This is a genomic window from Shimwellia blattae DSM 4481 = NBRC 105725 (assembly GCF_000262305.1).
Taxonomy (GTDB): Bacteria; Pseudomonadota; Gammaproteobacteria; order Enterobacterales; family Enterobacteriaceae; genus Shimwellia; species Shimwellia blattae.
The window spans coordinates 509425-527660 of the sequence record NC_017910.1 but is presented as its reverse complement, the minus strand read 5'-3'; the positions used below and the strand labels follow the sequence as shown (position 1 = coordinate 527660).

Genomic DNA, 18236 nt, shown 5'->3' with positions numbered 1-18236 from the left:
CTTATTCTTTTTCTTTTGATTCGGGCTCAAGACGCTGACGACCCCGGAGACGCAGGTAGCTGTAGAAGCCCAGACCCACCACCAGACACATCAGGCAAGCGGCAATCGCCAGCGTGGCGGAGTGCTGGTTGGCATACCAGACCACCATCATGTACCAGGGCATCTGCCCGCTGGGATATTGCGGCCCGACCCGGAAGCTGCGCACGCCGTTTTCATTGGTAATGATTGCCGCATCGCCGCGGATAGCCGCATTGATCCGGATATTGTCCAGATCTTGCGTCAGCCGGGAGAGCTGCTCATTATCACTACCAGTGGCCATCACCACGGTTTTGCCATTCCCCCAGGGGGAGGCAAAACTGATAAAACCGCGCCAGTCACTGTTAGAAGAGAAGTAGCGATCCGCATCAACGGTGGAGACATTCCACTCCCCCACTGCCCAGCGCCGCAGCTTCTGCCACAGGGTAATCTCACGTACCCCCAGGGACTGGTTATCGCTGACAAAAGGCGAGCCCGCCAGCATACGCTGGTTAAACGTCTGCTGGGCCATACTGGAGACCACGAGAATATCGCGGTCATTGACCAGCAGGCTGTTCACCCCGCCTTCCGGGATCCCGAACAGTACATTGCTGTTCGCCAGCACCGTGCCGGTGGCATTACCCGAGCGGGCGGCCAGATCGAGCAGTGTGCTGATTTCCGCCAGGGATGGCCGGGGAGGTAATAGCATCAGCGCCCCAGAGTAATCCGCCAGCCGGGAGAACGGGAACGCCGCCCCGACAAAGTAGGAAAGGTTCGGCAACAGCGTAAAGTGCCGGGTGTGGCTCAGGTCAATCCAGGAGTCGTCTTTGATCTGGCTTTTAATGTTGTTGTTCAGCAGCACGCTGCAGGGCGCATCCGCTTTGGGCACAATATTAAAGTAGAGCGACAACTGGTTATCCCCGTAAATCATATAGGGCTGGAGGGGGATCTGGGCGCTTTCCTGGCGGGCATCGCCCCCCAGTTTGTGCCAGATCTTCTCCAGAATTCCGATTTTATTAACCGGTAAATTACGCAGAAACGCGCCGTTAAACACGATGTTCAGCCAGGATTTCTCTTCGTCGATCCAGCTTTCGGACGGGAAGCGATAATTCACCTGTAGCGGGATGGTTTTACCGTCCCAGAGGAACATATCGGGTGCCGCCCGGAATGAGACATTCAGCGGCTCATGCCAGATCCCGGCGGCGGTCATCGATTGATCCCCGCGCACCAGATCCGCCAGCCGAACCGGTTTGGTGGTATCAATCCAGCGCGGAGCATCATAAGGCGTACTGCGCGGAATGGCCTGCGGGCCCACCGCTACTTGCCCGGTTTGCAGCGGGAACTGGCCCCGGGTCAGCCGCCACGCCGCCGCCCGCAGCCCGGCGTCATCCCGGGCAACAATCAACAGCAGTTTCCAGGCAGGATTCGCCGGGTTATCAACAACTTGCAGCATCGGCCCCTGGGTCTGCGGCAACGTGATACCGCCAATTTGCTGGCCGGGGGCGCCTATCAGTATCCCGTGGTGTTCCGGCAGACTATTGGTCAACGCATCAAAACGGATGCTCCGGTAACCGGCCTGCATCCCCAGCCAGGAGGCCACCAGCGCCGCGCTGTTGACCTGCCCCGGGGAGATTGCCGCCGGGAAGGCAAAGGTCAGCCGGGTGTCCGCCATCTGCTGGCTGTCGAAAAACGGCCGCGGGAAGTGACTCAGATCGGCACTGATATTCAGTTGTTGCCCGGCCAGCTCAACGCTGGAGTCCGGCAGCACCGTCACCTGATATTTATCGGTCAGATCCCGCAGGCACAGCAGCGCATCGCCATCATTGATGGTCACGCTGAGGTTGTTGTTTGAAACCACCATCGGCCCGGGGATATCAAGCTGAAAGTGCGCATTATTACTCTGGGCACTCCCCAGCGGCACAGTGCCCAGTGGCTGACCATTCATCATCAATAACAGACTGGCCCCTCGCGCTGCCAGGGCCGGGGAGACTCTCAGGTTAAGCGAGAGCTGGGCATGGGTGATGACTACATCGCTCGGCACAGAAAAACTGACCCCGGACTGAAGCTGGCCACCGCGCAGGATCATCCCCTGGGGCATCCCCATCTGGGCGAGGGTTATCTTATTGACAACCTCTGGTGTCAGGCTGTTTGCGCCAGATAACGGCGCCAAATTAACCGGCTCCTGATCCGGCTCGCTGGCGGGGGGCTCATCATCGGAAGGAGAAAGCATATCCCCCTGGGCAGGTAGTGGGGTGGCGCTGCTATCCGCTGGAGCCGGAAAAGCCGGCGCGCCATTATCCGCTGCCGTATCAAGGCGCTGACCGGTGGCCGGTAGCGGGTCCGCTGCATACAGTGGTGCCGCCGCACCGGTTGTTAACAGAAGCAGCAGTGTCAGAATCCGTTTCATACTGCTTTTTCCTCGTCATCTTTACGGGGGGGGGTAACGTTACCTGCCCTGGCGGCAGCACGCCACTCCCGCCAGGAGCGGATAAACACATCAACAATACAACGGCCAATGGTAATGAAAGAGACCAGCGGATTATCCTGGGCCCTGGTCGGCTGGATCCAGGCGTCGGCCCGGGACAGGACCACCCGCACCAGTTCCCGACGCAGCGACAGCGGCAACTCGGCAAACATCAGCCGAATATCATCCTCACTGGCCCCCACCATGGAAACCGGAAGACAAATCGCCCCGGAATTCAGCTCCAGTTCTATCTCTTCGATCTCATCGGTCAGGTGGCGGTTATCCGGCAGTTTGATCCGGCAGCCCCCCATCGAGAGATCCCGGGTAACACTGCGGGACGCAATACCGCTGGCATAGTGGATAATCACCGGAAGCTCGACATCAATACGGATAGTTTTACGCACTTGTCGCGTTTCCCGGGCAACGGCTATCGCCCCCAGCAGGAAGAACAGACAGTACGAGGCCCAGCCGACGTTAAGGGCAATAACCCCCGGATCCACCGCAAAGTAGTTGTGGCCCACGGCCCGCACGATACCGCTGATAATGGCGATCACTAGCAGGCTGGCGACAATGATATGCGGGCGCACAATGGCGAAATCGAAATAACCGGCGTTGAGCAGGCCGCCCTTGTCGGTAACATTGAATTTACCGCGCTTGGGAAACAGCATGGTCACCATGGTTGGCAGGGCAAGATGGAACGACAGCAACAGATCGTAAATCTCCCCCCAGAAGCTGTAGCGATAGCGGCCATTTAGCCGTGAGCCGACAATAATCGACATCAGCAAATGCGGCAGCGCATAGGCAAACACCAGACTGGCGGACGAATGGATAATGTTGAGGTTAAACAGCAGGTACGCCAGCGGGGCAGTCAAAAAGACGATACGCGGCAGGGCAAACTGGAAATAGAGCATCGCGCTGAGGTAGCACAACCGCTGAGGAAAGGTCAGCCCCCTGCCCCACAGCGGATTATCGACCCGGAAAATCTGCGTCATCCCGCGTGCCCAGCGGTTACGCTGAATAACATGCAGCACCACGCGTTCGGTGGCCAGCCCCGCCGCCAGCGGGATCCCCAGATATGCGGTGCGCCATCCCAGGCGCTGTAATTTCAGGGCGGTATGGGCATCTTCGGTGACCGTTTCCACGGCAAAGCCGCCAATCTGCTGCAAGGCGCTGCGGCGGATCACCGCACAGGAGCCGCAGAAAAACGTAGCGTTCCAGTTATCGTTGCCTTTCTGGATCGGCCCATAAAACAGTGCCCCTTCATTCGGGATGCTGCGCCCCCGGGTCAGGTTGCGTTCAAATGGGTCCGGGGAATAGAAATAGTGTGGCGTCTGTAACAGTGCCAGACGGGAGTCTTTCAGGAATGCCCCTACCGTGGCCTGGAGAAAGACCCGGGTGGCCACGTGGTCACAGTCAAACACGCAAATTAACTCGCCCTGGGTTAATTCCATGGCGTGGTTAAGGTTGCCCGCTTTGGCGTGGGCATTATTGGTTCGGGTGATATAACCAACCCCGACATCGGCGGCAAATACCGCAAATTCACTGCGTTTGCCGTCGTCCAGTAAATAGATTTTTAATTTGTCCTGGGGGTAATCAATACACTGGGCCGCCAGCACGGTATCGCGCACCACATCGAGGCTTTCGTTATAGGTCGGCACATAAATATCGACAGTTGGCCACAGCCGCTGATCTTCCGGCAGAGGATCAATTTTACGTTCAAGGGGAAATACCCCCTGAAAATAACTCAGCAGCAGCATTACCCATGTGTAAAGCTCCGCCAGGAACAGCCCGGTACCGAGAATTGCCTCAATCTCTGAATTAAAATACAGCGTCTGGGTGGCGCGGAAGTAAATATAGCGGGTGGACATCAACGCAGAGATCAGGATCAACACCACCGATATCGCGTGTTTTTTACTGAAATTCAGTAATACTAAACACAAGATACTGATCAGCGCGAAGATATACTGCTTCTGGCTGTCCATCGGGGTAGTGATGATAAGTACAGCAATAGGGGCCATTACCAGCAGTAATAGCCAAAACAAGGGTTTTTTCATACCTGCATTCCGTCCGTATCAGAAACCCGTAGCGCCAGGGCTGTGATGAACCGCCCCATCACCCACAGTAATACCCAACAAGCTGGTCACTTTTTTACTGAGCAGTTCAATATCAAAGGCCGCCGCTGAAGCTGGGCTGAAATCGAAAATCGCTTGCTGAGATGCATTGGCCTCCACCACGCTTTCGTCGTAATGAATGCTGGCAATCAGACGATCGCCCAGACGCCGGGCCATCACATCTGCCACCTCCCGGCTGATCCGCCGCCGGTTATTCGCCTGATTCAGGACATAACGGACATCGGAGCCGCTGACATCTGTATCACCAAATAGCGTGCCATTCTCTACTCGCGGTAATAGCGTTAGCGAAGAGGTATCCGCCAGGAAGGTTACCAGGTGCATATCAGCCATACGCGACACGGCACTTAGCGCCGCCCCGGGCCCCGGCGGGAAGTCCGCCAGCACAATCAGCCCCGGATAGTTGAGCAAGGTACCCAGCCCCCGGCTGATAAAATGGCTGTCGCTGGCCATCCTGGCCTCAAAATCAGTCTGCTGCTGGGGGGTTACATCACCATAGGGCAGCACAAACAGATTGCCCCCCGCCGACATCACGGACTGGCTCCAGTCTGCGGATTCGGTGGCTTTAGCCACATACCCCCGACCATCGGTGAGCGGGACACCAAAGTGGAGCCGCAGCGCATTCTGCACATCACAATCGATGGCCAGCACTTTATTGCCTCCCCGGGCCAGGCAATATGCCAGGTTAGCCACCAGGGTGGTTTTTCCCACCCCGCCTTTGGGTGAACAGACGCAAATTAACGGCATGACGCGATCCTTTCCAGCACGGAATGTAACGACAACGCCCGCACGGCAGCCCGGCTACTGGCAGGGGCCGCTGCGGGAGCAAACATAGCGCTATAATTGGTCACCGGCGGCTTACTGCTGAAGGTGACCTGGCGTTCCTGAGGGGGCCGCGGGTTAGCCGGTAAGTGTCAAGGTAGTTGTCACCCCAGGTTAATTTAAGCGGCCTGTTTTCCCCTTTCCGGATTCAGCATTACCGGACCTTCGGGTTGCCAGTTTCTCGTTCTGCCTGACCAGCGCTCAGGATGTGTTTTCTGTGCCTGACGGTACAGTTCATCCCGTTGCCTCAGAAGCGCGTGATCTTCTCCCCGGTGTCGCTGTGCCGGGGTGACATACCGTATCCCGCTGTGGCGGTGCTCTTCGTTGTACCAGTGGGTAAATTTCTCCACCCACTCCCGGGCATCACTCAGCGTTCTGAACCCCGATGACGGCCACTGTGGTACATATTTCAGTGTCCGGAACAACGACTCTGCATACGCGTTATCGTTACTTACCCGTGGCCTGCTGTGTGACGGTATGATATTCAGCTCATACAGCTTCATCTGCAGGGTCTGCGATTTCATGGCGGCTCCGTTATCTGCATGCAGCACCAGCGGCTGACGCCAGCAGCCCTCACGCAGCGTTGTCCGCTGCATTAGCGCTGCAGCCAGCCCGCCACTTTCCGTTTCATGAACCTCGTAGCCCGTGATTTTCCGGCTGTACAGGTCAATTATCATATACAGATAATACCAGCGACCACGCACCACGCAGGGCAGCCAGGTGATGTCCCATGACCAGACCTGGCAGGGCGCTCTGGCTGTAAAGGTCGTCGGGGCTGGCACCCGCTGTGGCCGCGACTGACGTCCCCGGTGGTGGACTTCATTATGGCGGCGTAATATCCGGTAAAATGTCGACTCACTGGCCAGGTAAATTCCCCTGTCGGCCAGCCGGGGCACAATCTGTGATGGCGGCAGACGGGCATATTCCGGCCTGTGGCAGATATCCCGTATCTGCTGCTCTTCCCCCGTGCTGAGGCGATTCGCCGGGGCGGGTCTTATTGCCCCCGGACGACCATCCTCCGGACATTTTTGCCACCGCCACCAGGTACGCAGGCTGATGGCCACTTCACGGCAGGCGACTGCAAGCCTTGCGCCAGAGACCACCGCTTCATTAATCCACTGAATGAACTGTTGTCGTTCATCCGCCGGGGTCAGTCGTCCCCGTCCGTTTCCCCGTAGTAATCCCTGAGCTTTTTTCGCAGTACCAGTATCGCTGCCGCCTCCGCCAGCGCTTTCTCCTTACGGACCAGCTCTTTTTTAAGCTGTTTAACTTCCTTCTGACTTTGCTTCAGCGCTGCTTTATCACCGGGGTTTCCGGTCTGTATAAAGCCCTGCTTCCACTGTATCAGCTGCTCAGGATACAGCCCTTTTTTACGGCAGTATTCTGCGATTTCTGTTTCACTTAACGTGGCGGTTTCCACAATGGCGGCAAAACGGGCTTCTGCTGGCCACTGCTCACTGTTTTTACTGTTACCCGGCACCGGTTTCCCCTCTGCTTTAGCCTGTTTACGCCAGTGATACAGTGTAGCTTCGGCGATCCCTTCCATCTGTGCAACAGCCGCGACGGTCATATTGTAGGGCGGGAATAATTTTGCCAGTGTTGAGGCCTTGCGCTCCGGGGAAATTCGTTTCATCTGTCACTCCGTGCCCTCAGGATTATTTTTCAGAGGGAGTGACAACTATCCTGACATTGAGGGTAGCGGCCGCCGTGGGCATAGAGTGTGCCGGTGTTATCTGCCCGGCGTCGCCTGCGCTAACCGGGGCCATGGGCTGGGCAGGCACGGGAATATCCGCCATCGCTTTCAGTAACGTCGAAGGTTCCGCTGCGGATACCTCCCCCATTGGGGTTACGGGGGCCGGTCTGGCGGGTGGCTGGGGTTCCTTCCGGGCAGCAACTGGCTCCCCGCCAATTGCCGGAGCACTGGCGAGGGTAAACATCCCGGGAGCCACGGTTTGCGGGGCCGCCCGGCTGGTATTCACCGTGGCGGGAAAAGGCGAGTTCTCCTGTTCCCCGGCAAGCACCTGGTTAATCATATTCCAGTCGCTCCTGGTGGAACGGGCCTTCGGCGTGGCGATTTCCTGAAAAGGGATCCCATTGGTCTGTGTTTTATCCCTGAAACGCTGAAGATCATCGTAGTTGCTGCTCATAAAAGCACCCCATAGTGGATAAATTACTGTTGTCAAAACACGGGTCTGTTTGCTGTTGCAACCTGTTGTACTCAGATATACCAGGCACAATATATTTACCGACCAGGTTCTTCTTCCAGATACTGATAGTTGGTTGTCAGTAACAAGGGAAAAGGCACAGATTATATTTTAATTATTAGCGCAAACTCGCTTGCTTTTACTATATTGCGGACAACTATAGGATTATGCTGCACTGACTGCCAGTTACATACGGACGAAAACCACGTGACAAAATAGTAACAATAGAGCAGTTTCCCTATGGCAACATAGGGAATCAGAAATCTACACTTACCCGTGAATAACCACAATATACATGTTAGATATATATCAAAATATTACATCATTTTCCTTAAGGCTGTAGATTATCGCATCAAAACGTTAAGCCCATGTCATCATTACCATTAGTGAGTGTTTTTACTGGAAATATCACAACAGTTATTATAAATAAAGGTTATATACTTGATGAGGAATCATATGTGTGCTACTCCACATGTAAGTATCCCGCATAATCGTGCCATTCACATTTAGAGATCCTCCGACATAATCAATCTGCTAACGAAGGAGATCGCCATGCGTAAAGCCCGTTTTACTGAGCATCAGATCATTGCCGTGATTAAGTCGGTTGAAGCCGGACGAACTGTTAAAGATGACTGCCGGGAGGCCGGTATCTCTGAAGCCACTTACTACATCTATGGACTACCTCCGTTTTGCAAGCGCTGATTCTGGTTTTGGGTTGTTGCTTACATCTATCCGGCATCAGGAAAACCTGTGCCCAAATGGGTAATCCGCACACAATCGCCTCAACAACTGGACGGCCTCTGAGGCCAGTATAAAAATCAGGTTCCGATTGTGCAGGTGCAACCTGTCACCATTTCTCAGTACGCTGCAACTTTGCTGGCAGGGTATTAACTTCCCACTGCCTGATATTCTGTATCATTTCTCAGCATCGACCAGATTATTCTCGCATTTTTGTTAGCGACCGCCACGGTCGTTTTATTAAATCCGCGACGTTCTTTCAACTGGTTAACCCACTGATTCAGATAGCCATCATTATTATTCGTAGCAACCCTGACAACAGCACGGGCACCATGAATAAAAAGTGTTCGCAGATGCTTGTCGCCTTTTTTCGTCATATTCATCAGCACCTGTCTGTCGCCACTCGAGTGCTGGCGTGGAACCAGACCAAGCCATGCAGCAAAGTGACGGCCATTCTTAAATTCAGTTCCTTTGCCAATAGCAGCAACAACGGCCGTGGCCGTTTTAGGACCAATGCCTTTAACTTTAGCGATACGCTGACAGGCTTCTGATTGCCTGAACACCGTCTCTATTTCTTTATCAAAAAAGTTTATACAACGACCGAGATCGTCAAAGAGATCATAGAGTTCCGCAATCGTTCTGCGCATACGGGCACTTAACCCGTTTTCTGCATCCTCAAGGATCAGCGGAACGGCACGACGAACTCTTGAAACTGCCGCGCCGATAGTTATTCCCCGATCAAGCAGCAGTCCCCTGATTTGACAAACGGTCGCAGTGCGGTGATTAACAATACGCTGCCTTGCCCGGTGCAAAGCCTGGATATCCTGCTGTTCCGGGCTTTTTGGCGGCACGAACTGCATTGTTGGTTGCATCAGAGCCACTGCGATGGCCTGTGCATCATTACCGTCATTTTTTTGTCCACGGACAAAGGGTTTTACATACTGGGGGCTGATGACCTTTACGTTATGCCCCAGTTTTTCAAACTCACGCTGCCAGTAAAATGCCCCTGTGGATGCTTCGACACCAATCAGACAGGCCGGAATATTCGCCACCGTCTGGAGTAATTCTTTTCGGCCAATACGTTTTGAATAAACCGGCTTACCGGCCTGGTTTAACCCGCAGAGCTGAAAGACATTTTTAGCCAGATCAATACCCAGAAATACGATATTCATGATGGTTCTCCTGCTGAACGTATTTCGTACAGTTAACCGCAGAGGGAGGAGGTAGTCCATCCCATTAACTGGAAAGCAAAGTACGGCGGAATGGAAGCCTCTGATATCAAGAAGATGAAAGGCCTTGAGGATGAAAATCGTCGTCTCAAAAGGACATTATCGCTGAGCAGGACGGTATATTTTTATCAGGCCGATACCCGGCGTGATGAGCCTGTTATAGAGGCGCTTTCGGTCATGGCTGAACGCTATCCAAAATACGGCTTCAAAAAGTTGTTCCAGGTGTTTCGCCGACAGGGCCATGCCTGGAATCATAAGCGTGTGCACCGTATTTATTGTCAGATGGGGCTGAATTTCAGACTGCGGGGAAAGCGGCGTCTGCCAGCCCGAAATCCTTCGCCATTACGTGTACCACAGGTACTGAATCAGAGCTGGTCCATCGATTTTATGCACGATGCCCTGACCTGTGGCAGACGGTTCGGTAATCCTCCCATTTTTAACGGAGGCGATAAGTAGAATCAGGTCATGCGTTGAATATGCTGCATTGGCGTGAAGCCATTCAGTGCCATATTCGGACGCTCGTGATTATAAAACCATTGCCAGCGTGTGGCATAGTCCTGCAATTCGTCCAGTGATGTAAACAGGTGCTGTCCCAGCCAGTCATAACGTACAGTCCGGTTATATCGCTCAATATATGCATTTTGCTGAGGTTTTCCGGGTTGAATAAAACGCAGGGTGATATTCTGCTGAACAGCCCATGACATCAGTATCTTGCCGGTATATTCTGGCCCATTATCACATCGTATTGCTGCTGGTTTACCTTTCCACTCAATCAGTTGTTCGAGTGTCCTCACCACTCGATTTGCGGGAAGAGAAAAATCCACCTCAATGGCCAGCGCTTCACGATTAAAGTCATCGATAACATTCAGCAATCGGACGGAACGACCATCCGACAGTTGATCGTGCATGAAGTCCATCGACCAGCATTCATTGCGGCTTTCAGGCACCGCCAGCGGCTCGGGCTTATCCCGTTTCAGTCGTTTTTTCGGTTTAATTCGCCTGTTCAGCGACAACTCGCAATAAATCCGGTATACCCTTTTGTGATTGAACTTAAAGCCTTTTACGTTACGCAGGTACAAAAAGCACAGACCAAAACCCCAGTTGCGCTGACTGTCGGTGATACGGAGTAGCCAGTCAGCAATAACCGTGTTTTCTTCATTCAGTTGAGGCTGATAGCGATAGCAACTTTCGCTGACAACAAACAACTGGCAGGCAAAACGTATGCTGACGCTTCGGTGCCTGACCGCGTCCTGTGCCATCTGCTTTCGCTGCGATGGCTTCACCACTTTTTTGCCATAGCCTCCTGAATAATTTCGGCTTTGAGCCGTTCTTCGGCATACATCTTTTTCAGGCGGCGGTTTTCATCTTCCAGCTCTTTTAGTCGGGCCATCATGGATGCATCCATTCCGCCAAAGCGTGAACGCCACTTGTAGAAACTGGCATTGCTCATACCATGTTCGCGGCACAGTTCAGCAACTGGCGTTCCGGCCTCAGCCTGCTTGAGGATGGCCATGATCTGGCTGTCGGTAAAGCGTGATTTTTTCATAGAGATCTCCCCGGTTCAGATTACGAGAAAATTCTACTTATGAACACACCGGTTTTTCGGGGGGATTACCGTTCCGGACGTTTAATGTGGTGGATGATTTTAACCGCGAAGCCCTGGCCATTGAAATCGATCTGAATATCCCGGCGCAGCGGGTGGTCCGGGTGCTGGACAGGATTGTCGCCAGCCGGGGATACCCTCTGAAACTCAGGATGGACAACGGACCAGAACTGGTATCAGTCACACTGGCTCAGTGGGCGGAGGAGCACCATGTTGAACTGGAATTTATCCGCCCGGGAAAACCGACTGAAAACGCGTTCATAGAGCGTTTTAACCGGACATACCGGACTGAAATACTGGACTTTTACCTGTTCAGGACACTGAATGAAGTAAGGGAAATAACAGAGCGCTGGCTGACGGAATATAACTGCGAGCGCCCGCATGAATCCCTGAATAACCTGACGCCGGAAGAATACCGGCTGATGGCTGAAAACCCGGAAATCTCAAAAAGTGCGTGGAACTAAAACGGGTATGCTTACAATTATTTTTAACATTTATAAAATAAAAATCAAAAAATACCCCTAACAGATCTAATTTTCATTAAAAAATAGACAGATATTGCTGATAACAAGAAGGTAATCATCGAAAAGATCGGAATATAATATATTGGATGATAATATTTTACTTTAAATAAATAATGAAGCATATCAATAAAAATCGGATGAACCAGATAGATTCCGAGGTAATCCCCCCGAAAAACCGGTGTGTTCATAAGTAGAATTTTCTCGTAATCTGAACCGGGGAGATCTCTATGAAAAAATCACGCTTTACCGACAGCCAGATCATGGCCATCCTCAAGCAGGCTGAGGCCGGAACGCCAGTTGCTGAACTGTGCCGCGAACATGGTATGAGCAATGCCAGTTTCTACAAGTGGCGTTCACGCTTTGGCGGAATGGATGCATCCATGATGGCCCGACTAAAAGAGCTGGAAGATGAAAACCGCCGCCTGAAAAAGATGTATGCCGAAGAACGGCTCAAAGCCGAAATTATTCAGGAGGCTATGGCAAAAAAGTGGTGAAGCCATCGCAGCGAAAGCAGATGGCACAGGACGCGGTCAGGCACCGAAGCGTCAGCATACGTTTTGCCTGCCAGTTGTTTGTTGTCAGCGAAAGTTGCTATCGCTATCAGCCTCAACTGAATGAAGAAAACACGGTTATTGCTGACTGGCTACTCCGTATCACCGACAGTCAGCGCAACTGGGGTTTTGGTCTGTGCTTTTTGTACCTGCGTAACGTAAAAGGCTTTAAGTTCAATCACAAAAGGGTATACCGGATTTATTGCGAGTTGTCGCTGAACAGGCGAATTAAACCGAAAAAACGACTGAAACGGGATAAGCCCGAGCCGCTGGCGGTGCCTGAAAGCCGCAATGAATGCTGGTCGATGGACTTCATGCACGATCAACTGTCGGATGGTCGTTCCGTCCGATTGCTGAATGTTATCGATGACTTTAATCGTGAAGCGCTGGCCATTGAGGTGGATTTTTCTCTTCCCGCAAATCGAGTGGTGAGGACACTCGAACAACTGATTGAGTGGAAAGGTAAACCAGCAGCAATACGATGTGATAATGGGCCAGAATATACCGGCAAGATACTGATGTCATGGGCTGTTCAGCAGAATATCACCCTGCGTTTTATTCAACCCGGAAAACCTCAGCAAAATGCATATATTGAGCGATATAACCGGACTGTACGTTATGACTGGCTGGGACAGCACCTGTTTACATCACTGGACGAATTGCAGGACTATGCCACACGCTGGCAATGGTTTTATAATCACGAGCGTCCGAATATGGCACTGAATGGCTTCACGCCAATGCAGCATATTCAACGCATGACCTGATTCTACTTATCGCCTCCGTTAAAAATGGGAGGATTACCCCACACGCTGGCAATGGTTTTATAATCACGAGCGTCCGAATATGGCACTGAATGGCTTCACGCCAATGCAGCATATTCAACGCATGACCTGATTCTACTTATCGCCTCCGTTAAAAATGGGAGGATTACCCCGAAACTAACATTAGCAAAAAAAACATTATAAGTAGATAAAACAATTTTATCAGTATACATAACCATAAAAAAAACAAAAATGGAGCACAATATAACATTAAGACTAAGATTAGCATATGAATATTGGCCATTATAACAATGCAATATCATTGTAATAACAGCAAAAAAAACAAATCCTAGCACTGAATGTAATAACGGCATTTTTACATTAAACTTATTTATATAGCCACCCAGAAGAAAATACCCAATATAATATATAAAAACATGAAAAATAGAAGATGTCTTTGCAAAAGACATTTGTAAGTATATCATTTTATAAATATAGTCTGATGCAGAAAACAAGAAAAAAATCACAACCAAAAAGAGATATTCTTTTTTATTAAGATTTTTTGTGAGAATTCTAAGATACGGTGTTGTTATATAAATAAATGGAATCATATATAAAAACCACATGTGATAATATGGTCTGCCAGTAAGCAAAGCCTTTATCATTTGATAAAAACCTATATCCCCCCCCCACTTAAAATAATGAATAGTAAAGTTCCACAGCAGATAAAAAAAGCTCCAAAATATTAATGGGATGAGTATTCTGGAAAGTCTTTTCCGATAAAAAACATAAAAACCTTCCTCTTTATGCAAAAGAAGGTAACCACTAAGCATAATAAATACAGGGACGCACCACCGAGCAAAAGAATTATAGAAATCAACCACCCACCACTCAAGTGAAGTGTTTTCATATAAAGAAAAAGCACTTGCCTGATGCAATACAATTACAGCAAAAATAGATAATATCCTCATGTTATTGCACCACATATACGCCCCTTAATAACATAATTAAAATTTACAACCTAAAAAAGAAGAGTTAAATATAGAATCGTCTGATCAAAGCTCTTAAATAAATTAATTTATAGTATATTTGCGAGGCAAATAAAAATTTTTTCACAAACCATCTTGTTTTACCTTGCATTGTATATTCAGTAGTATTTGACTCAGAGTCAAGCCTTTCCGATTCAATATGGCTATTTGACAAATCTAATGGATGATCGACAAAATCAGCCAAATATAAGTCACAAATTACATTTTTCCTCTTAAATAAAGACCATTCATCCGCTATGAAAAACTCTCGGCTGGATAACTCTTTTAACTTTCTGGCCGAATTAAAAGATAGCAAATAGCAACACGTTCTAAATATATACCCTTCGCTTCTGATGGTTTTGTAAAAATATTGCCCACCAAATTTTTTTTTACCCCAAAAGCTTTTAGAAATAAACTTACTTTTATCAATTCCATTTTGCCCACCTAAAATATATAAGTCATCACAATCATGAGGAAAATCGGAATTATCAATACAGCTAACAAAGTCGCCAAATCGCTCATCAACAATCGCATCATCTTCTAAAATAATTGCTATTGGGATATTATTATTAATAATATTGTCGTATGCAAGAAGATGGCTAAAGGTACACCCAATTTCACCACGTGTGATTTTTCTTTTCTTTCGAGATGCAGCACCATTTATATTCAGGCGATTAACTATTTCATCATCAATAAGTTTACCATCAACCGCGTCTATGAACGAAAATGAGACACCATATGAATTCAGCTTATCAGAGATATCCTTTCGCCTAATAGTGTCTTTTTTCATGGAAACAACGAATACTGGAATCATTAATTTTTAGCCCATGCTTTACTGATTATTAAGTATAGATGCGCAATCCACATCTTTGGTCCATTGAGAATAATATCCAGAATTTTTTCCGTAAGAGTTGTCGATGAGCTCATTTCTGGTATCAACTAAGCAAGATAATATATGGCCATGCATTCTGGATGTAATTACTTTATCAAATGATGAGAAATAAAAACCACTCCGTTTAGCCAGTTGACCGCTATGTGATATCCATAAATAAGCGGAGAGATCTTTAAGAGCTTTGCTATTCATAACGTTAGATGATTTTAGGATAATTTCTATAATCCGTCGAAATATCTTATCCTTCCTCGTAATGATATCACACCAGTCGATAGGGGTGTCACTAGATGGTATATTAAGAGATAGCTGAGTACTATTCACCTCCTTATCCACCCTCAAAAAATATAGTGTCTTCTTATTTTTTGCTGAAACTTTAAATGAATTATAAAGATAATGAGCCATATCGGGACATAAAAAGGACTTAGGTGAAAGCATCTTAAATGTTTCAAGAGTTTGTTTATCTCTTGCAAACAAAATAATATCTCTGTGTTTATTAAAAACGTTAACAGTCTTTTCCAAACTATCGTTGTTTGAAAAGTGTGATGTTTGTGGCAATACAATAATGCGGTTTTGAGGAAATGACAAAATTATATTTTCACGCAATTGCTGATGGATTGGGTAAATATCACCAAAGTTACCCCCGCCATGACAAATAAAAGTAGTATTTTCAGTTGCTATCTTTTTTAGATTATTGATATTTACATCAGCAGTAGAGCAATAAGATTTTATACGAACACCTTTATCTTTAAGAAAAGCAATGGCACCCTGATAAATAAGTAAATCACCAACATTGTGATGCAGCGGATAATCGACATAAATAACATCATCCTTATCATTTATAAATGTTACTATTTTATCTAACTCAGATTTCAATCTAATCATACATAAATCGTTCATACACTACCTTTAAACAAAGAAAATAAAAATCTCAAAATAAAAACAGAGGAAATATATGTAATACCACCAATCAAAACAATCATGGATAGGCTAATTACTTGATTACTGAAAAGTATAATGTTTGACATATTAAAGAAAATCAATACTGCAGACATAATAATCGTAGATAGAAATGGAACTACAACAGGTCTTAATTGTGGCATTGCCTTCATATTCAGTATTAGCTTCATTAAATAAATGCCAATCGGGATTGTTACCACTACACGAACAACAGCCCAAGAAAAAACAGTTTCAATAAGTGTATAATTTTTGGTTAAAAGAACAGTCAGTACAGACAAAAAAGCAGATATTGCCGACAAAATCATAAACCTTTTTGATTCACCAACAGCTTTCATGGCTGTCCCGACGAAAATCCTCGAGTACATTATGGCATACATTACAGATATTATCTTTATTACTGGTATAGCTTCACTCCAGTTATCGCCAAGAATAATAGGAACCCATTTATCGCTTGTGAAGGCCATGCCTGCAAATGCCGGCATGGATACAAGATTAAATATTTGAGTAGCTTTATGAAATACAGAATGTAATTTTTTATTGTCATCCTGTACGTGGGAGAATAGAGGTAAAGCCATCCGGCTAATAACTGTATTCAGCACCCCTAATATGGAATCAGTTAATCTTGATGCCATATTATATAAACCCAAAGCATAAGTACCATGGAAAGCTGCCAGAAGAAGACTAAATACGCGACTAAGCACACTCCATAATATATTTTCAAGCATTACATAAAAACCAAATAAAAAAAGTTCTTTAAATAATTTAAAATCAAGGGTGAGTCTCCGTGGAATATCATGTCTGACTGCAAAAAAGACTAACAGCATTGCGGTAAATGATTGTGTTAGGTTACCAAAAACTACACTCCACACACCAAAACCATTTAATGCAAGAGGAATGGTTACCACAAAAAATAAAATCCGGGAAATCAATGTGCGTTTTGTAAATGCACTCATTTTCAACTCTCTCAAAAGTAGAGCAGTTGGAAGCAAGGACAATATTGTAAAAACAACACCCATTGTTTCAAAAACAAATATATAAATAACAATTTTTTCTGTTGTAAATAAATATAAGCAAAACAAAACAATACTTGACAATAATAAAGCGATAAGAATAAATATCAAAGAACCAGTAAAGGCTGTTTCTTTAACCTTGTCGTCCAGTTCTTTTCTCTGAATGACAGCTTCAGTTAATCCAAAACTACATATCATGCCTATTAAGCTAGACATTATCTGAGCTGTTGCAATATAGCCATAATCAGATGGATGTAATATTCTGGCCAAATAGATTATTGAGATAAAGCTTAACCCAACGGAAGATATGGCTTCTATACTTGACCATATTGCAGCAGATTTTATACTGCTTTTACTTATCATCATACCCCCAACAAATTAATATTAACACATCAACAATTTGTATATTATTTTTTGTTTGAACGTAGGAGTATGTCGTGCATTTCATATTTTGAATACGTTTTATTTATTTGATTATCATTGTCATTTAGCGCAACATTATTATTCCATAGCCCGTACTGTTCTGTACCTGCCACCATCGGAAAATGTTTACTCTTTTTACCTATTTGCTGTATTTTATAATCATTTTTATATGCAACATAATGTAACCAAACATCATCAGCCTTTGGACATTTTGAGATAAAGTCCTCACCTTCGTCATATAACATTTTTTGAAATTCCGGAGGGTAGATAACGCCTGAAACACCAGTTGCAAAATATTTTACACTAGGCAAAATCGTCTGACATGGTTTCCATAAATTGTAATTATCAAACTCTCCTGTTTCTTTAAATTTAATCTCATGAGCCCGGAAACAAAAAATGACACCTTTTTTATTGTTACCGTATTTATATAGTAAAGAAAGCCAGTTCTTCGGATATATTATATCATCATCAGCAGTCACCAAATAACCTTCAGAAAGATTTAGCTTAATATATGGATAATACTTCGTATGTGGGCCATAGTTTTTTGTTAAGAATATTTCAACGCCTCTTTTTTTAAGTCTTGATAACGACTCGGGAAGATTATTATAGACTTGTGCATTATCAAGCCATAAGATGAGTCTTTTTGGAACAAAATCACCGTTCAGGATTGATTCAATCGTAATATGCACGGTATCAATTCGTTGGCCATGTGTTGTTAATGAAACAATGACATCATCTAATTTATTAGACATCTCATTGATGTTAACCTTAGAGCTTTTATTAATTAAATCAAGTTTATTTGTTAAAATAAAAAGTCTTTTTTTCTTAAAATATCTATAGAATGGCCTAACAACATTCTTCATGACGTGTAACAGCATATTTTTCC

The 18236-nt window shown here is 47.0% G+C and carries 13 protein-coding genes and 3 pseudogenes; 4 read left to right on the top strand and 12 right to left on the bottom strand.

The features are described from left to right. Nucleotide 1: 1 nt before the first annotated feature. From bcsB to EBL_RS02440, 5 genes are all read right to left on the bottom strand, one after another. Entirely contained in the window at nucleotides 2-2422 is a 2421-nt protein-coding gene (gene bcsB, locus EBL_RS02465) for a cellulose biosynthesis cyclic di-GMP-binding regulatory protein BcsB (RefSeq protein WP_014715778.1), read from the bottom strand. Continuing rightward, nucleotides 2419-4533 (bottom strand): UDP-forming cellulose synthase catalytic subunit, encoded by a 2115-nt coding sequence (bcsA, locus tag EBL_RS02460; protein WP_014715777.1) that lies wholly within the window; start codon nucleotides 4531-4533, stop codon nucleotides 2419-2421. Before bcsA ends, bcsB begins: the two co-directional genes overlap by 4 nt. 18 nt (nucleotides 4534-4551) lie before the next feature. Further along, nucleotides 4552-5355 (bottom strand): cellulose biosynthesis protein BcsQ, encoded by an 804-nt coding sequence (gene bcsQ, locus EBL_RS02455; protein ID WP_014715776.1) that lies wholly within the window; start codon nucleotides 5353-5355, stop codon nucleotides 4552-4554. A 194-nt stretch (nucleotides 5356-5549) separates the two neighbouring features. Next, a protein-coding gene (locus EBL_RS20265; protein WP_126298233.1) for an IS3 family transposase occupies nucleotides 5550-7063 on the bottom strand; the annotation gives its coding sequence in 2 pieces (ribosomal slippage) (nucleotides 5550-6610 and nucleotides 6610-7063; 1515 coding nt in all). 22 nt (nucleotides 7064-7085) lie between these two features. Further along, entirely contained in the window at nucleotides 7086-7577 is a 492-nt protein-coding gene (locus EBL_RS02440; RefSeq protein ID WP_042340370.1) for a cellulose biosynthesis protein BcsO, read from the bottom strand. A 609-nt stretch (nucleotides 7578-8186) separates the two neighbouring features. On the opposite strand from EBL_RS02440, the pseudogene EBL_RS02435 reads away from it, so the two are divergent. Continuing rightward, nucleotides 8187-8303, top strand: a pseudogene (locus tag EBL_RS02435) (transposase); the annotation flags it as partial. A gap of 218 nt (nucleotides 8304-8521) precedes the next feature. Here EBL_RS02435 and EBL_RS02430 read toward each other — a convergent pair. Next, a complete protein-coding gene (locus EBL_RS02430) occupies nucleotides 8522-9544 on the bottom strand; it encodes an IS110 family RNA-guided transposase (protein WP_014715772.1) in 1023 nt (340 codons plus the stop codon). A gap of 66 nt (nucleotides 9545-9610) precedes the next feature. On the opposite strand from EBL_RS02430, the pseudogene EBL_RS02425 reads away from it, so the two are divergent. Continuing rightward, a pseudogene (locus EBL_RS02425) lies at nucleotides 9611-10021 on the top strand (IS3 family transposase); the annotation flags it as partial. Nucleotides 10022-10059: 38 nt separating this feature from the next. Here the strand turns inward: EBL_RS02425 and EBL_RS02420 are convergent. Beyond that, nucleotides 10060-11147 (bottom strand): IS3 family transposase gene (locus tag EBL_RS02420; RefSeq protein ID WP_126298237.1). Its coding sequence is split into 2 segments (ribosomal slippage): nucleotides 10060-10895 and nucleotides 10895-11147, totalling 1089 coding nucleotides; the frame shifts between segments, so codons are not numbered across the junction. 62 nt (nucleotides 11148-11209) lie between these two features. Here EBL_RS02420 and EBL_RS02410 point away from each other — a divergent pair. Together EBL_RS02410 and EBL_RS02400 are read left to right on the top strand one after the other, a co-directional pair. Continuing rightward, nucleotides 11210-11668 (top strand): annotated as a pseudogene (locus EBL_RS02410) (integrase core domain-containing protein); the annotation flags it as partial. Between the two features lie 287 nt (nucleotides 11669-11955). Next, nucleotides 11956-13043, top strand: a protein-coding gene (locus EBL_RS02400; protein WP_126298237.1) for an IS3 family transposase whose coding sequence is annotated in 2 segments (ribosomal slippage) — nucleotides 11956-12208 and nucleotides 12208-13043 — 1089 coding nt in all. Because the reading frame shifts where the segments join, the coding sequence is not laid out codon by codon here. A gap of 95 nt (nucleotides 13044-13138) precedes the next feature. Here the strand turns inward: EBL_RS02400 and EBL_RS02395 are convergent. From EBL_RS02395 to EBL_RS02375, 5 genes are all read right to left on the bottom strand, one after another. Beyond that, complete coding sequence (locus EBL_RS02395; RefSeq protein WP_164713765.1) at nucleotides 13139-14011, bottom strand: acyltransferase; 873 nt, start codon at nucleotides 14009-14011, stop codon at nucleotides 13139-13141. A 64-nt stretch (nucleotides 14012-14075) separates the two neighbouring features. Beyond that, nucleotides 14076-14882: a glycosyltransferase family 25 protein gene (locus EBL_RS02390; RefSeq protein WP_002441821.1), complete on the bottom strand. Its 807-nt coding sequence runs from the start codon at nucleotides 14880-14882 to the stop codon at nucleotides 14076-14078. 18 nt (nucleotides 14883-14900) lie between these two features. Beyond that, nucleotides 14901-15857 carry a polysaccharide pyruvyl transferase family protein gene (locus EBL_RS02385; protein WP_002441822.1) on the bottom strand — a complete coding sequence of 319 codons (957 nt, stop codon included), beginning with the start codon at nucleotides 15855-15857 and terminating at the stop codon, nucleotides 14901-14903. Continuing rightward, the gene (locus EBL_RS02380; RefSeq protein WP_126298236.1) at nucleotides 15854-17293 is read right to left on the bottom strand and encodes an oligosaccharide flippase family protein; all 1440 of its coding nucleotides are present in this window, start codon (nucleotides 17291-17293) and stop codon (nucleotides 15854-15856) included. The genes EBL_RS02385 and EBL_RS02380 overlap by 4 nt, the downstream gene beginning before the upstream one ends. A 41-nt stretch (nucleotides 17294-17334) precedes the next feature. Then, nucleotides 17335-18228 (bottom strand): glycosyltransferase family A protein, encoded by an 894-nt coding sequence (locus tag EBL_RS02375; RefSeq protein WP_014715765.1) that lies wholly within the window; start codon nucleotides 18226-18228, stop codon nucleotides 17335-17337. Nucleotides 18229-18236: the final 8 nt, after the last annotated feature.

Excerpts from the sequence above, each read along its gene's own strand:
- bcsB (WP_014715778.1), bottom strand. The coding sequence starts at position 2,422 with ATGAAACGGATTCTGACACTGCTGCTTCTGTTAACAACCGGTGCGGCG.
- bcsA (WP_014715777.1), bottom strand. The coding sequence starts at position 4,533 with ATGAAAAAACCCTTGTTTTGGCTATTACTGCTGGTAATGGCCCCTATT.
- bcsQ (WP_014715776.1), bottom strand. The coding sequence starts at position 5,355 with ATGCCGTTAATTTGCGTCTGTTCACCCAAAGGCGGGGTGGGAAAAACC.
- EBL_RS02440 (WP_042340370.1), bottom strand. The coding sequence starts at position 7,577 with ATGAGCAGCAACTACGATGATCTTCAGCGTTTCAGGGATAAAACACAG.
- EBL_RS02430 (WP_014715772.1), bottom strand. The coding sequence starts at position 9,544 with ATGAATATCGTATTTCTGGGTATTGATCTGGCTAAAAATGTCTTTCAG.
- EBL_RS02395 (WP_164713765.1), bottom strand. The coding sequence starts at position 14,011 with ATGAGGATATTATCTATTTTTGCTGTAATTGTATTGCATCAGGCAAGT.
- EBL_RS02390 (WP_002441821.1), bottom strand. The coding sequence starts at position 14,882 with ATGATTCCAGTATTCGTTGTTTCCATGAAAAAAGACACTATTAGGCGA.
- EBL_RS02385 (WP_002441822.1), bottom strand. The coding sequence starts at position 15,857 with ATGAACGATTTATGTATGATTAGATTGAAATCTGAGTTAGATAAAATA.
- EBL_RS02380 (WP_126298236.1), bottom strand. The coding sequence starts at position 17,293 with ATGATGATAAGTAAAAGCAGTATAAAATCTGCTGCAATATGGTCAAGT.
- EBL_RS02375 (WP_014715765.1), bottom strand. The coding sequence starts at position 18,228 with ATGCTGTTACACGTCATGAAGAATGTTGTTAGGCCATTCTATAGATAT.